The organism is Pseudomonas sp. B21-010 (assembly GCF_024749325.1).
Lineage (GTDB): Bacteria > Pseudomonadota > Gammaproteobacteria > Pseudomonadales > Pseudomonadaceae > Aquipseudomonas > Aquipseudomonas kilonensis.
Genome location: NZ_CP087198.1, coordinates 5908926 through 5922120, shown reverse-complemented (window position 1 = coordinate 5922120; position 13195 = coordinate 5908926). Strand labels below are relative to the sequence as shown.

Here is a 13195-nt window from a genome sequence, read left to right as displayed (position 1 = left end):
ACTATAGGCATCGCGTATTGGCTTGGGCAAGGCTCGCTGTTGCGGGTGATTTCCCAAGTAGTTGTAAGATTTTTAGTCGACGGTGATCGAGCGCCGGTTGTGGCCAGAAATTGCACGCGTCGGGTTGTGGACACTGTGTAGGAGCTGCCGAGTGAAACGAGGCTGCGATCTTTCCCCAGACACTTGAGTCTCAAGCGAAAGATCAAAAGATCGCAGGCTTCGCCAGCTCCTACAGGGTCCAAGTGCCCTCGCCACGGTTAGCGATGGGCCGTTGCAGTCTCGACCCGTTCGCAAAATTCAGGGTAGAACCCTTTGGCGCTAGGACCTTGGCAATAGTCCTGCGCCTGGGCCAGGGCGTCGCTGCTGAATTTCAGGCTGCGGGGCATGCTGGCAAAGGTCTCGTAGCCGCCTTGTTGGGTCTTGATGGCGTCGAACCCTGGCATGTCATAGACCAGTTCCACATCATCATCGGCAAGGATCCGCGCCTTGACCGTCACTTGCGTGTACTGCTTGCCCCCTGGCGCGCCGTTGAGCGCTGCCAGGCCATGGCCGACAACGCGCAGCAGGTGCGGCACCCAGGGCTCGCAGTCATCCGCGCAAGCACCTGGACGGTAAAGCACCGTCAGCGTTTGCTGGTCGCGGGTCACATCGGTAAGCGTCGGGTCGGAGCGCTTGATGCGGTGTTCAATGGTCAGCCAGGTCTTTTGTTCTTCGCTGGTGCCGTCGGCCAGCTCCGGATTCAGTGGGCCGCGCTGGCATTCGTTGACGCCCAGGACAATGAGCATGCCCGTCAGGATAACGGCGAGGGTGGCGCCGCCGATTTTTACGTTCATGGGCAAACTCTGCTGGAGAAAGCCGCACTGTACGGTAACGGTGCGGGCGATGGCAGGGCGCCTTGAAACGCTGTGCAGGAACAGTGACGCGGTTGCCATTCCCGATCAAAGAAACAGGTTGAAGTAGTCGCCGTCCATTAACCTGCACATTCTGGTGTTCGGGCTTTCGCAGCGATTGTTCACCCACCCTGAAAAGGCCGGTTCCAGGATCTGCTGATACTCCATATTCAGATTTATGTCCCCGTACCTGCACGTGATGGTCGCCCTTGTGGTTGCCTGCCTGTCCTCGTCGGCTTCATGAATAACGTACTCGGCACCTTCGAACTGCAACGATTCCGGGTCGACCACGTCCACGAGGCTTTCGCTCTCCCATTCGTGGTCGTCCTGTACATCGACGAAGAAAACATCTTCCACCGATTCAATGTTTCTATGGATGTCAGTGACGGCAGGGCAGGTTATTTCACCGGCATGGGCTTGGCCGATGATCAGCAAAAGCAACGCCGCGCCTCCAGCCAGTATTTTTTTCATGTGCCAGGCTCCAGGGCTCAGATCAACGATTCACGGCTTTGGTCGGGCGGGCTACTGTCAAGGTGGGCAGTTCTTTATGTCAATTTAGAACTGTATATGGATGTTTGGTAACTTTTAGCTATATAAAAAAGCGCAGTTTTCGTTGATTCAGAAACTTCTGACGGCCTTGGAAGAATTTTCTGTAATGGCTATCGGCCATTCCTGTAATACGTTTAGGAACAATCTGCGTCCACACCAGTCCAACGCACGCTTTACGCCGCTCTCTATGAGCGGCTTTTTCATGCTCAAGAGGAAGTCCCGGATGAAGGTTTCACGTGGTTTTGCTCTGTCTTGCCTGTTGACGCTGGCTGCCAGCCCAGCCTTCGCGCAGTTCAGCCTCAGTGATGCAGCCAATGTGGTGTCGGCGATGCAGGGCAACCAAGGCGAGCAGGGTGAGGGCGCCGTGGCCGCCGCGCCGAAAGCCGCCGGCCTGCTCAACACCTTGGGATCGGAACTCAAGATCACGCCGGAACAGGCCATCGGCGGTGCCGGTGCGATGCTGGGGCTGGCGAAGAACCGACTCAGCGAGCCGCAGTTTTCCGAGTTGAGCAAAAGTGTCCCGGGCCTGGATCAGATCGCTGGGAACAGCGCCATCGGTGGGCTCAATGGCCTGGGCGGTTTGCTCGGCGGCGGGTCGGACAAGAATGCACTGCTCGACGGCTTGCTGGGCAACGTCAAGGACACCGGCGACCTGAACAATGCCTTCAGTGCGCTGGGCATGGACAGCGGCATGATCGGCCAGTTTGCCCCGATCATCTTGCAGTACCTCGGTCAACAGGGCGTGGCGGGTTCGTTGCTGCAGAATCTGGGGGGGATTTGGGGGAGTAGTGCGGGTGTTTGATGAGGTGTGGCGACATCGAAAATCCGCCACGCAACCATCAGAATCTCAAGCTGAAATAGTCGGTGTTCACTCGTCTGCAGGTGTCGGTGCCCCGGCTGGCGCAACGGTTGGCGGCCGAGGGTAAAGACATCGGCTGATAATCCAGCGTGAGATTGTTCTCGCCGTAATTGCAGGTGATGGTCACCCTCCTCGGTACCTGCTCATCTTCGTCGGGTCCATGGATCGCGAACTCGGCGTCGTTGAAGGGCAGCGCCGCCGGGTTGAGCTCCTGCACGAGGCTCTGGCTTTGCCATTCGGGATCATCCTGCATTTCTATCGTCGCAGTGTTGTCATGGAGTTGTGCCACGGCCGGACAAGTGACTTCTCCGGCGTGGACATGGCCGATCATCAGCAGAATTATTCCGCCGCCGCCCGTCATGAAGTTTCGCATGTGTTTGCTTCCGTGTTATGTCCCGGCGACATGGTTACGGCTGGGTCTGGCGAGGGGTACTGTCAGGGTTGACAGTTTTTTATGCTGATTTGGAATAAAAAAATGCCAGGTCCAAAAGCCGAGCCTTCAGCATCGGAGCTTTTTCAGCCGCTGCCTACTATCAGAACTGTTAGGTTCCACTCCTTTCGTTGCGCAATTGGGCGATGCGTCGGTCCTTTTCAGTCCAGAGCTGATTAACCCAATCCTGCACCTGCTGGCGAAACACCGGGTCGTTTTCGTAGTCGCCCTGCCAGAGCGTAGGGTCCAGCTCGCGGGTCTGGATGTCGATGATGACCCTGGGCACCGCGCCGCTGATCAAGTCCCAGAACCCGGGGATGCGTTGCTGCGGATAGACCACTGTCACGTCCAGCACCGCGTCCAGCTGTTCGCCCATGGCCGCCAGCACGAACGCCACGCCACCGGCCTTGGGCTTGAGCAGGTGGGTGAAGGGGGATTGCTGTTGTTGGCTTTTGGCGGCGGTGAAGCGGGTGCCTTCGAGGTAGTTGACCACGGTGACCGGTTGACGCTTGAACAGCTCGCAGGCGGCCTTGGTGATTTCCAGGTCCTTGCCGGCCAGTTCCGGGTTTTTTGCCAGGAACGCCTTGGTGTAGCGCTTCATGAACGGGTAGTCCAGCGCCCACCAGGCCAACCCCAGGAACGGCACCCAGATCAGCTCTTTCTTGAGGAAGAACTTGAAGAACGGCGTACGCCGGTTGAGGGTCTGGACGAGGGCGGGGATGTCTACCCAGGATTGGTGATTGCTGATCACCAGGTAAGACGTATCGCCACGCAGGTCCGCGCCGCCGCGGATGTCCCAGTGGGTGGGGATGCACAGGGCAAAGATCAGCTTGTCGATCTCGGCCCAGGTCTCGGCGATCCACATCACCGCCCACGAGGCATAGTCGCGAAAGCGCCCGGGCAGGATCAGTTTGAGCACGGCGAACACCATCAGCGGCCCGAACAGCACCAGGGTGTTGAGCAATAGCAGCAGCGTGACGAAACAGCCGGTGAGCAGGCGGCGCATAGATGACTCTTGCAAGCAGGTGGGCGGGCCATGATAAGCAAGCTTCGGGCGGCAGGCCAAATCGGTGTGGACGAAAGTTTCACTTGGGCTAGGGTAGGTTGGGAGTGCTTTTTGTGGTCAGAGACTGCTCTCGCTCGGCTGTGTAGGAGCTGCCGAAGGCTGCGATCTTTTGATCTTTCGCTTCGGACTCAAGTGTCTTTGGAAAGATCGCAGCCTCGTTTCACTCGACAGCTCCTACAAGGGCCGAGCGGGAGCAAGCTCCCTCGCCACAGGGATGTTTAACCGAACGAATTCGTTGGCCACGGTCTAAAACCCCACTCCCACAATGGAAGCCCTATTGCATGAAATCCCTTCTAGCCCTGCTTTCCCTGGTGGCTCTTCCAGTGCTGGCCGCCGAGCCAACCCTGTACGGGCGCTACGAATACATTGCGCTGCCGGAAATCGGTGGCGAAGTGCTCAAGGCCAAGATGGACACCGGCGCCCTGACCGCCTCGCTGTCGGCCAAGGACATCGAAACCTTCACCCGTGACGGTGATGACTGGGTGCGGTTCCGCCTGGCGACCAAGGATGCGAGCAACAAGGTCTATGAGCACAAGATCGCGCGCATCAGCAAGATCAAGACCCGTTCCGAGGAAGATGAAGAGGACGACGAAAAGATCGCGCCCACCAAGCGCCCGGTGGTCGATCTGGAGTTGTGCCTGGGTAACGTCAAGCGCACGGTCGAGGTCAACCTGACCGATCGCAGCAGTTTCAATTACCCGTTGCTGATTGGCGCGAAGGCGTTGCGTGAGTTCGGGGCGGCGGTGAACCCGGCGCGGCGGTTTACGGCGGATAAGCCGGACTGCTGATTTCCCTGATTGACGTACCCCAAGGCTTGCGGCACCGTTCCGGCAACTTTACTGCCGGGCCCGCAAGCCATGCCTCATATCCTGATTGTCGAAGACGAAGCCGCCATCGCCGATACGCTGGTGTTTGCCCTGCAAGGGGAGGGGTTTGACACCACCTGGTTGAGCCTTGGCGCAGCCGCTCTCGAACACCAGAAAAACACCCCGGCGGACCTGATCATTCTCGATGTGGGCCTGCCGGATATCAGCGGATTCGAGACTTGTAAAAATCTCAGACGTTTCAGCGACGTTCCGGTCATCTTTCTGACAGCCCGGGATGGCGAGATCGATCGGATCGTGGGCCTGGAGATCGGCGCCGACGATTACGTGGTCAAGCCTTTCAGCCCCCGCGAAGTGGCAGCCAGGGTCCGGGCGATCCTCAAACGCGTGGCGCCGCGGCCGGCGGCGGAGGTGGGCACGGCGTTGTTTCAGGTTGATGCCGATCGCGTGCAGATCAACTATCGCGGCACACCGCTGAACCTCACCCGTCACGAGTTCCGCCTGCTCAATTGTCTGCTGGAGCAACCCGAGCGGGTCTTCAGCCGTGAGCAACTGCTCGATGCCCTGGGCGTGGCCAGCGATGCCGGCTACGAGCGCAGCATCGACAGCCACATCAAGAGCGTGCGCGCCAAGCTGCGCCTGGTCCGGGCCGAGGCCGAGCCGATCCAGACACATCGGGGCCTGGGCTACAGCTACAGCCCGGGGCACAGCTGATGTCGCTGGGGATCCGGATTTTCCTGGTGTATGTGCTGTTTATCGCCTTGACCGGTTATTTCGTGCTCAACACGGTCATGGAGGAGATCCGCCCCGGCGTGCGCCAGTCCACCGAAGAAACCCTGGTGGACACCGCCAACCTGATGGCCGAGATCCTGCGGGACGATTTCAAGGCCGGCACCCTCAACCAGAATCGCTGGCCGCAGTTGCTCAAGGCCTACGGCGAGCGCCAGCCGGCGGCGACGATCTGGGGCTTGCCGAAAAACCAGGTCAGCCATCGCATCTATGTCACCGATGCCAACGGCATCGTGGTGCTCGACTCCAGTGGCGTGGCGGTGGGCCAGGATTATTCGCGCTGGAACGACGTTTACCTGACCCTGCGCGGCCACTACGGCGCTCGCTCGACTCGCAGCATTGCCGATGATCCGACGTCTTCGGTGATGCACGTCGGCGCGCCGATTCGCGACAACGGCCGCATCATTGGGGTCGTCACCGTCGCCAAGCCCAACAGCTCCTTGCAGCCTTATGTCGATCGCACCGAGCGGCGCCTGTTGATCTATGGCGCCGGCTTGGTCGCCCTGGGCTTGTTGCTGGGCGGCTTGTTGTCCTGGTGGCTCAGCGCGGCACTGCGGCGTTTGACGATCTACGCCCAGGCGGTCAGCCAGGGGCGTCGGGTGGAGGTGCCGCATTATCGTGGTGGCGAGTTCGAGCAACTGGCCGGTGCCGTGGAGCGCATGCGCACCCAACTCGAGGGCAAGGCCTACGTCGAGCGTTACGTGCACACGCTCACCCACGAACTCAAGAGCCCGCTGGCGGCGATTCGTGGCGCCGCCGAACTGCTGCAAAGCGACATGCCCGCGGCCCAGCACCAGCGCTTCGTCAGTAACATCGACAACGAAAGCGTGCGAATGCAGCAATTGATCGAACGCTTGCTCAACCTGGCCCAGATCGAGCAGCGCCAGGGGTTGGAAGAAGAAGTCGCGGTGCCGCTGGCGGCGTTGATGGACGAGCTGCTGGAAGCGCGTGGCGGCTGGATTGAAAGTCGCCAGTTGACGGTTGAACAGCACATCGCTACCGACCTGACGCTGACCGGTGAGCCGTTCCTGTTGCGCCAGGCCTTGGGCAATCTGCTGGAAAACGCCCTGGACTTCACCCCCGTCAACGGTCGGCTGCGTATCAGCGCCGAGCGCAACGGGAATCGCGTCGAGATCCGCCTGTTCAATCAGGCCGCGCCGATTCCCGACTACGCACTGCCACGCCTGAGCGAGCGTTTCTACTCCCTGCCGCGCCCGGACAGCGGCCGCAAGAGCACTGGCCTGGGGCTCAACTTCGTGGAAGAAGTGGTGCAGTTGCATGGGGGGCAATTCAGTATTGGCAATGTCGAGGGTGGGGTTGAGGTGGTGCTGAGGTTGCCTTGAGGGAATTTGATTAATCTTGTTATTGATTAATTTACATAACCATTTTTTAGGTTTAATTTCCCCTCAGCACCGGCGAACAATTTTGTAGACCTGTCAGCAAGCCATGCCTTACGGCGAGATGACTTTCGGTCGGCTGGTCCTATTCGTGGATACACAACCGGGAGCATGAGCATGGTGAGCCTCTGGCAAAAACTGCAGGCCAAGTTGTTGCGCGCCTTCGCCAAGAGAATGAAGGCGAAGTTTACCTACGACACTGCGTTGTTTCCGTTGCGCGCCGTTGTCGAGCAAACCATCCCGACGCCTTGGGGGGCTGCGCGGGCGCTGTTTTACTGGCCCCATTCGCAGTCCTCGGCAAAGCTGCCGGTGTACTTGAATTTCCATGGCGGTGGCTTTGTCGCCGGGACGCCCGAACACGACGACAGCTATTGCCGTCGACTGGCCCATAACCTGAACTGCCTGGTGGTCAATCTCGACTATGTGCTGGCGCCGGAGCACGCCTTCCCCGCAGGCCCGCGGCAGTGCTTCGCGGTGCTCGAATGGCTGGCCAGCGAAGCCGAAACGCTGGGTATCGATCCTCAGCGTTTCGCAGTCGGCGGCCATAGCGCCGGCGGTAATCTGGCCGCCGCCGTGGCGGGCCTGGCGCGCGGGCACCAGGCGTTGAAGGTGGTGCATCAGTTGATCGACTATGCGGCGCTGGATCTGCACCAGGACCCCGCCTTGAAAACGTCCACCAGTGCCCGGCCACTGCTCAATGCCCGCCTGATGCGCTTCTTCAACAGCTGCTACCTGAGCGATCCGGCACAGGCGCTCGATCCGTTGGCCTCACCCCTGTTGGCGCCGGTCGAGGCGCTGGCGGGGATGCCGGCTGCCACGGTGATCACGGCGCAATACGATATCTTGCGTGCCGAAGGCGAGGCCTACGCCGAGAAGTTGCGCCAGGCCGGCGTGCCGGTGCGCCAACGAATGTTTGAAGGCTGCGACCATATGTTCACCCACCTGGGACCGGACGAGTCAGCCGAGGAGGCCTGGCAGCTGATGGAGGATTCCCTGCGCGAAGCTTTCCAGGCCGTGGACGTGGCGGATGCCGGCGTTCGTGCTCGACACGACGATGGCTGTCTCCACACAATCTCCACAATCGCTCCATAAGCCCAACACACAGCCACCCCAGACTCTCCCTCATTCGAACAGGGAGAGCCCCACATGAACCGCAGTCTCGCCATAAAACTGGGCATGATCGCCCTATTGATTCTCTTGTTGATGATCCCGTTGTTGATGATCAACGGGCTCATTGATGAGCGCCAGGAACTGCGTGACGGTGTGCTGCAGGACATCGCCCGCAGCTCCAGCTACAACCAGCAACTGATCGGGCCGATGATCGTGGTGCCGTTTCGCAAGAGCGTGAAGGTCTGGAATACCAACGAGAAGACCGGCGTGCGTTTCCTGGAAACCGTCGAGCGAGCGGGTGAGTTGTATTTTTTACCGGAGCAGTTTGAACTCGACGGCCAGATCCGCACCGAAACCCGTGCCCGGGGCATCTACGAAGCGCGCTTGTTCCATGCCGATAACCGGATCGATGGCCGCTTCAAGGTGCCTGAGCGCTACGGTGTTGCTGCTAAGGATTTTGCCGATTACCGCTTCGACGAGCCATACCTGAGCGTCGGCATCAGCGATATTCGTGGCATCGAGAATGCGCTGACCCTGACACTCAACCAGCAGACCGTCGACTTCCTGCCTGGCTCGCGGCTCGGCTGGCTGGGGCAGGGTGTGCATGTGCCGCTGCCGATGATCACCGCCCAGGGCGGTCCTGAGTTGACCTTCGGTTTCGACCTGCGCCTGCAAGGCACTGGCGAGTTCCAGATTCTGCCAGTGGGTAAATCCACCAAGGTGCACCTGTCGGCTGACTGGCCGCATCCGAGCTTCATCGGCAACTACTTGCCGACCAATCGTGAAATCAATGAGCAGGGTTTCAGTGCCGACTGGCAGACGTCGTTTTTCTCCACCAACCTCCTGGAAACGCTGCAAGCCTGCGAACCGAGCGATAGTTGTGAAGCGTTCCGCAGCCGGGCCTTCGGGGTGAGCTTCATCGACCCGGTGGACCAGTACCTCAAGAGCGACCGGGCGATCAAATATGCGCTGCTGTTTGTCGCCCTGACCTTCGCCGGCTTCTTCCTTTTCGAGGTACTCAAGAGCCTGGCGGTGCACCCGGTCCAGTACGCCTTGGTGGGCGTGGCGCTGGCATTCTTTTACCTGCTGCTGTTGTCGCTGTCGGAGCACATCGGTTTCACCCTGGCGTACTTGGTGTCGGCCAGTGCCTGTGTATTGCTGATCGGGTTCTATGTCTGCCATGTGTTGCGCAGCGTGAGCCACGGCCTGGGATTCTCGGCAGGGCTGGCGGGCTTGTACGGTTTGCTCTACGGCCTGTTGAGCGCCGAGGACTACGCGCTGTTGATGGGCTCGCTGTTGCTGTTCGGCCTGCTGGGCGTGTTCATGGTGCTGACCCGCAAGCTGGACTGGTACGGGGTTGGCGCGAAGCCGGCGGCGGCGATGAGCTTTGATCTGGGAGAGGTGAAATGAGCCGGTCGCTGGGGTTGCGTGAGGATCAGCGGGTGCGGGACGTGTTGGTGATGCGCATTGCTGGGTTGTTTCCTTTGGATCCGGTGCGCTGCCATCGCGAGCAAGCTCGCTCCCACAAAGAGCGCCACGGTCCCCTGTGGGAGCGAGCTTGCTCGCGATAAGGCCGGCACAGCTAACGCAAAGCTAAACCCTGGGCACCGTCTCAATCATCGAAGGCCGCAGACTGACCTCGGCAAACCACGCCGCCAGTTGCGGATTGGCCTTGCGCCATTCCAGGTCCGGATGGCGCAGGTCGAGGTAGCCCAAGGCACAGGCCGCGCTGATGGAGGCCACGTCGAAGTGGCAGGCCAGCTCGGCAATCGCTTCGGCTTCGAGCATGCCCAGGGCCCGGCGAATCTTGTCCCGTTGCGCATCGAGCCATTCGTCCCAGTGTTTTTCCACAGGGCGTAGCGCGGTTTCGTAGCGGATCATCACGGCCGCATCCATGATCCCATCGGCCAAGGAGGCCAGTGTCAGGCGCCGCCAGCGTGCTGCACCGTCCCGGGGGATCAGCGGGTTGCCGACGTGCTGGTGATCGAGGTAGTCGAGGATGACGCGGCTGTCATGGATCACCGTTCCGTTGGCCAGGCGCAGGGCCGGGATCTTGCTCAACGGGTTGTCATCGATCAGCGCCCGGTCCGGCTTGACCGGCGAGAGCTGGCTGAGCTGCAACGCCACGCGGTCTTGCTGGCCGGTTTCGTGCAGCAGCACCAGGACCTTGCGAACGAAGGGCGAAGCGGGGTTGTGGAACAGCGTCATGCTGGGGGTGGACATGGCAACGTCTCGATCAGTGGGGCTTGCTGCGCAGCATAGCGCTTTCGTGCGACCGAGCCGAAGGGGCCCGGCCGCAAGGTGCCTCAGACGGCCGGTTGCAATGCTTGCGGCTCGGACGACGGCGTTGCCGGTTGGTGCTTGAGTTCCCGGGCGACAGTCCAGACGATGAATGCGGCGATGATATCGAAGATTGCCAGCAGCACGAACAGTGGGCTGTAGCCGATCTTGGTCACCATGACGCCGAACAGCAGCGTGAAGGCGGCGGCGCCCAGGTAACCGAACATCCCGCCCATGCCGGTGGCGGTGGCGACTTCATTCTTGCCGAACGAATCGGACGTGATGGCGTACAGCGCGCCGGACAGGGTCTGGTGGGCAAAACCGCCGACGCACAGCAGGGCGATGGCGGTGTAAGGGCTGGCGACCAGGCCGATGCAGGCTGGGCCGATCATGCAGGACGCCCCGAACAGCAGGACCATTTTGCGCGAGGTAAACAGCGACACCTTGCAGTATTTATGGAAGAACGGGCTCAGGTAACCGCCCAGCACGCAACCCAGGTCGGCGGCCAGGAACGGCAGCCAGGCGAACATTGCGATCTCCTTGATGTTCATGTGCCGCTCGGTCATCAGGTACAGCGGGATCCAGGCGTTGAACGTTTGCCAGGCCGGCTCGGAGAGGATCCGGGCGCTGGCGATGGCGTAGAAGTTGCGGCTGGCGATGATGCGTTTCCAGCTGCCTTTCTTCGGCGTCGGGTCTTGGAAGTGCGCTTCCTGGCCGCTGAGAATGTAATCACGCTCGGTGTCGCCCAGGAGCTTCTGGTCGCGCGGATGCTTGTAGAAGATCAGCCAGAGAAACGTCCAGGCCACGCCCAGGCCGCCAACGATCAGGAACGCCAGCTCCCAACCACTGTTCAGGATCGCCCAGACCACGAGCGGCGGAGCCAGCACGGCGCCGATTGAGGAACCGATGTTGAACCAGCCGATGGCCACCGAGCGTTCCTTGGCCGGGAACCATTCGGTAGAGGTCTTTACCGCAGCCGGCAGCCCGGCGGCTTCCGTCAGGCCAAGCAGCCCGCGGAAAAATGCCAGGCCCTGCCAGCCCGATGCCATGGCCGCTGCGGCACAGGCGATGGACCAGGCGAACGCGAAAATGGCGAAACCCATCTTGGTGCCGATGGCGTCGATGATGTAGCCGGCCACCGGTTGCATCAACGCGTAGCAGATCTGCCAGGCCACGACGATGTGGGAATACTGCTCGGTGGAGATGTTCATTTCGCTCATCAGGGTGGGAGCGGCCACCGAGAGGGTATTGCGAGCCAGGTAGTTGACCATCAGGCCGGCCGTGACCAGGCCAACCATCCACCAGCGGATGCCTTTGATTTTCATCACTTCACCATCAATTATTTTTGGATTTGGTGTCGCATGTTGTGTTGTAGGTTGTCGTACAACATGCGCCTTTATAGGAGGGCAAGGAATAATTTGTCAACAAATATGTCAAAGGCTGGGCGGTCTGAAACAACCGGCGTGTCTGCGGTTGTCGTATGACGAGGAGGGCGGGCGCTCACTTTGGCAAATGCGCGCCCGGATGACTCAGCGGCGAGGGATCAGTCCCCACACCGCCAACACGGAGGGGATGCCCAACCCCAGCCAACTGACGGCGTCCCACACACCGTCACCCAGCAATGCACTGAAGAGCCCGGCGGCGCAAAGAACGCCGATCACCACGGGAATACCAAACACCTTCCAGAAACTCGATTGCCGAGGCCTCACGAGAGGACCTGCGCACCAACGGTCGCACGCTTGGCCGCTTTGCGTCGCACCAGCCACAGGTAAACGCCGCTGCCGAGGACGATGATGGTCAGTACATCGAGAGTCGCCCAGAAGATCTGCATCGGCCGGCCACCGTAGTCGCCGAAGTGCAGCGGCAGGGACAGGCTCATGACGTCCATGTACCACGGCCGTTCGGCGACGGCGGTGACGTCCAGGGTAGTGGCATCGATCAGCACCGGCGTGAGCAGGTGCGAGGTCAGGTGGGTGTCACCCTTCATGAAGACGCTGTAGTGGTGCTCGCTGGAGAACAGCGTGCCGGGGAAGGCGATGAAACTCGGCTCCATGCCCGGCGCGACGTCCTTGGCGATGTCCAGCAGCCGGGTGGCCGGCGCCAGTTGGGTCAGCGGCGGGGCGTCGCGGTAGGGTTCGACCATGGCGCTGAGGCTGTCGTTGCGCCACGCGGCGATGATCAGGTCGGCGCACGCGGCGATCACGCCAGTGACGCCCACGGTCAGCGCCCAGACCAGTGTGACCACGCCGATCAGGTTGTGCAGGTCGAGCCAGCGCAGGCGCGTGGATTTGTCCTGGCGCACCGTGGCGAACTTCAAGCGGCGCATGAACGGCAGGTACAGGACCACCCCGGAGACGATGGCAATCACGAACAGCAGCCCCATGAATGCCAGCAGCAACTTGCCCGGCAGCCCGGCGAACAGGTCCACGTGCAGGCGCAGCATCACCATCATGAAACCGCCATTGGCCGAGGGCATTTCCAGGGCCTCGCCGGTACGCCCATCGAGCATGAAGGTGTGGGAGGAATTGGGTTCGGTGCCCGGTGTCGGCGCCATGATGGTGATGACGCCGTTGGGGTCGTCATCGTCCCAGCCAAAATACTGGACCACTTCACCTGGGCGATGGGCCTTGGCTTTTTCCACCAGTTGTTGCAGGTCCAGCGGCGGTGTGTCGGCCGGCATTTCCCGAAGCTGCGGAGCGTCACCCAGCAGGTGTTCGATTTCATGGTGGAAGATCAACGGCAGCCCGGTGATCGCCAGCATCAGCAGGAACACCGTGCAGATCAGGCTGGTCCAGGTGTGGACGAAGGACCAGCGGCGGATGGTTTTGCTTTTCATGAGCGATCCGGATGCAAGAGGGCCACTGGGGCTATATCGCTGTTCATTGGGGACAGCCATTGTGGCGAGGGAGCTTGCTCCCGCTGGATTGCGCAGCGATCCCAAGCTTTTGGGGCTGCTACGCAGCCCAGCGGGAGCAAGCTCCCTCGCCACGGTTTTCCTTAC

At 60.8% G+C, this 13195-nt stretch carries 14 protein-coding genes; 6 read left to right on the top strand and 8 right to left on the bottom strand.

Annotation, left to right across the window (positions count from 1 at the left end):
• Window positions 1–257 precede the first annotated feature (257 nt).
• Together LOY50_RS26480 and LOY50_RS26475 are read right to left on the bottom strand one after the other, a co-directional pair.
• Window positions 258–833: a hypothetical protein gene (locus tag LOY50_RS26480; RefSeq protein WP_253478324.1), complete on the bottom strand. Its 576-nt coding sequence runs from the start codon at window positions 831–833 to the stop codon at window positions 258–260.
• 105 nt (window positions 834–938) lie between these two features.
• On the bottom strand, window positions 939–1361 hold the full coding sequence (locus LOY50_RS26475; protein WP_253470040.1) for a DUF3757 domain-containing protein: 423 nt from the start codon (window positions 1359–1361) through the stop codon (window positions 939–941).
• Window positions 1362–1662: 301 nt separating this feature from the next.
• Between LOY50_RS26475 and LOY50_RS26470 the strand changes: the two genes are divergently transcribed.
• A complete protein-coding gene (locus LOY50_RS26470) occupies window positions 1663–2241 on the top strand; it encodes a DUF2780 domain-containing protein (RefSeq protein WP_053182592.1) in 579 nt (192 codons plus the stop codon).
• A 37-nt stretch (window positions 2242–2278) separates the two neighbouring features.
• Here LOY50_RS26470 and LOY50_RS26465 read toward each other — a convergent pair whose 3' ends face one another.
• Both LOY50_RS26465 and LOY50_RS26460 read right to left on the bottom strand, forming a co-directional pair.
• Window positions 2279–2671: a DUF3757 domain-containing protein gene (locus tag LOY50_RS26465; RefSeq protein WP_258689564.1), complete on the bottom strand. Its 393-nt coding sequence runs from the start codon at window positions 2669–2671 to the stop codon at window positions 2279–2281.
• A gap of 169 nt (window positions 2672–2840) precedes the next feature.
• A complete protein-coding gene (locus LOY50_RS26460; RefSeq protein WP_258689563.1) occupies window positions 2841–3734 on the bottom strand; it encodes an acyltransferase in 894 nt (297 codons plus the stop codon).
• A 341-nt stretch (window positions 3735–4075) separates the two neighbouring features.
• Between LOY50_RS26460 and LOY50_RS26455 the strand changes: the two genes are divergently transcribed.
• The 5 genes from LOY50_RS26455 to creD all read left to right on the top strand — a co-directional run bounded on the left by LOY50_RS26455 (window position 4076) and on the right by creD (window position 9324).
• A complete protein-coding gene (locus tag LOY50_RS26455; protein ID WP_024618699.1) occupies window positions 4076–4582 on the top strand; it encodes an ATP-dependent zinc protease in 507 nt (168 codons plus the stop codon).
• 69 nt (window positions 4583–4651) lie between these two features.
• Window positions 4652–5332 (top strand): two-component system response regulator CreB, encoded by a 681-nt coding sequence (gene creB, locus LOY50_RS26450; protein WP_024618700.1) that lies wholly within the window; start codon window positions 4652–4654, stop codon window positions 5330–5332.
• Complete coding sequence (creC, locus tag LOY50_RS26445) at window positions 5332–6750, top strand: two-component system sensor histidine kinase CreC (protein WP_253470035.1); 1419 nt, start codon at window positions 5332–5334, stop codon at window positions 6748–6750. The genes creB and creC overlap by 1 nt, the downstream gene beginning before the upstream one ends.
• 171 nt (window positions 6751–6921) lie before the next feature.
• Complete coding sequence (locus LOY50_RS26440) at window positions 6922–7896, top strand: alpha/beta hydrolase (RefSeq protein ID WP_258689562.1); 975 nt, start codon at window positions 6922–6924, stop codon at window positions 7894–7896.
• A gap of 54 nt (window positions 7897–7950) precedes the next feature.
• A complete protein-coding gene (gene creD / locus LOY50_RS26435; RefSeq protein WP_258689561.1) occupies window positions 7951–9324 on the top strand; it encodes a cell envelope integrity protein CreD in 1374 nt (457 codons plus the stop codon).
• Between the two features lie 183 nt (window positions 9325–9507).
• Here the strand turns inward: creD and LOY50_RS26430 are convergent, their stop codons facing one another.
• From LOY50_RS26430 to LOY50_RS26415, 4 genes are all read right to left on the bottom strand, one after another.
• Window positions 9508–10137, bottom strand: coding sequence for a glutathione S-transferase (locus tag LOY50_RS26430; RefSeq protein ID WP_253470029.1), 630 nt, complete (start codon window positions 10135–10137; stop codon window positions 9508–9510).
• An 83-nt stretch (window positions 10138–10220) separates the two neighbouring features.
• A complete protein-coding gene (locus LOY50_RS26425; RefSeq protein ID WP_253470027.1) occupies window positions 10221–11519 on the bottom strand; it encodes an MFS transporter in 1299 nt (432 codons plus the stop codon).
• 204 nt (window positions 11520–11723) lie between these two features.
• Window positions 11724–11903: a hypothetical protein gene (locus LOY50_RS26420; RefSeq protein ID WP_253470025.1), complete on the bottom strand. Its 180-nt coding sequence runs from the start codon at window positions 11901–11903 to the stop codon at window positions 11724–11726.
• Window positions 11900–13030, bottom strand: coding sequence for a PepSY domain-containing protein (locus LOY50_RS26415; RefSeq protein ID WP_258689560.1), 1131 nt, complete (start codon window positions 13028–13030; stop codon window positions 11900–11902). Before LOY50_RS26415 ends, LOY50_RS26420 begins: the two co-directional genes overlap by 4 nt.
• Window positions 13031–13195 lie beyond the last annotated feature (165 nt).

Bases quoted from the DNA above. Each gene is read 5' to 3' on its own strand.
- LOY50_RS26415 (WP_258689560.1), bottom strand. From the start codon at position 13,030: ATGAAAAGCAAAACCATCCGCCGCTGGTCCTTCGTCCACACCTGGACC.
- LOY50_RS26460 (WP_258689563.1), bottom strand. From the start codon at position 3,734: ATGCGCCGCCTGCTCACCGGCTGTTTCGTCACGCTGCTGCTATTGCTC.
- LOY50_RS26480 (WP_253478324.1), bottom strand. From the start codon at position 833: ATGAACGTAAAAATCGGCGGCGCCACCCTCGCCGTTATCCTGACGGGC.
- LOY50_RS26425 (WP_253470027.1), bottom strand. From the start codon at position 11,519: ATGAAAATCAAAGGCATCCGCTGGTGGATGGTTGGCCTGGTCACGGCC.
- LOY50_RS26465 (WP_258689564.1), bottom strand. From the start codon at position 2,671: ATGCGAAACTTCATGACGGGCGGCGGCGGAATAATTCTGCTGATGATC.
- creB (WP_024618700.1), top strand. From the start codon at position 4,652: ATGCCTCATATCCTGATTGTCGAAGACGAAGCCGCCATCGCCGATACG.
- LOY50_RS26440 (WP_258689562.1), top strand. From the start codon at position 6,922: ATGGTGAGCCTCTGGCAAAAACTGCAGGCCAAGTTGTTGCGCGCCTTC.
- creD (WP_258689561.1), top strand. From the start codon at position 7,951: ATGAACCGCAGTCTCGCCATAAAACTGGGCATGATCGCCCTATTGATT.
- LOY50_RS26455 (WP_024618699.1), top strand. From the start codon at position 4,076: ATGAAATCCCTTCTAGCCCTGCTTTCCCTGGTGGCTCTTCCAGTGCTG.
- creC (WP_253470035.1), top strand. From the start codon at position 5,332: ATGTCGCTGGGGATCCGGATTTTCCTGGTGTATGTGCTGTTTATCGCC.
- LOY50_RS26430 (WP_253470029.1), bottom strand. From the start codon at position 10,137: ATGTCCACCCCCAGCATGACGCTGTTCCACAACCCCGCTTCGCCCTTC.
- LOY50_RS26470 (WP_053182592.1), top strand. From the start codon at position 1,663: ATGAAGGTTTCACGTGGTTTTGCTCTGTCTTGCCTGTTGACGCTGGCT.
- LOY50_RS26475 (WP_253470040.1), bottom strand. From the start codon at position 1,361: ATGAAAAAAATACTGGCTGGAGGCGCGGCGTTGCTTTTGCTGATCATC.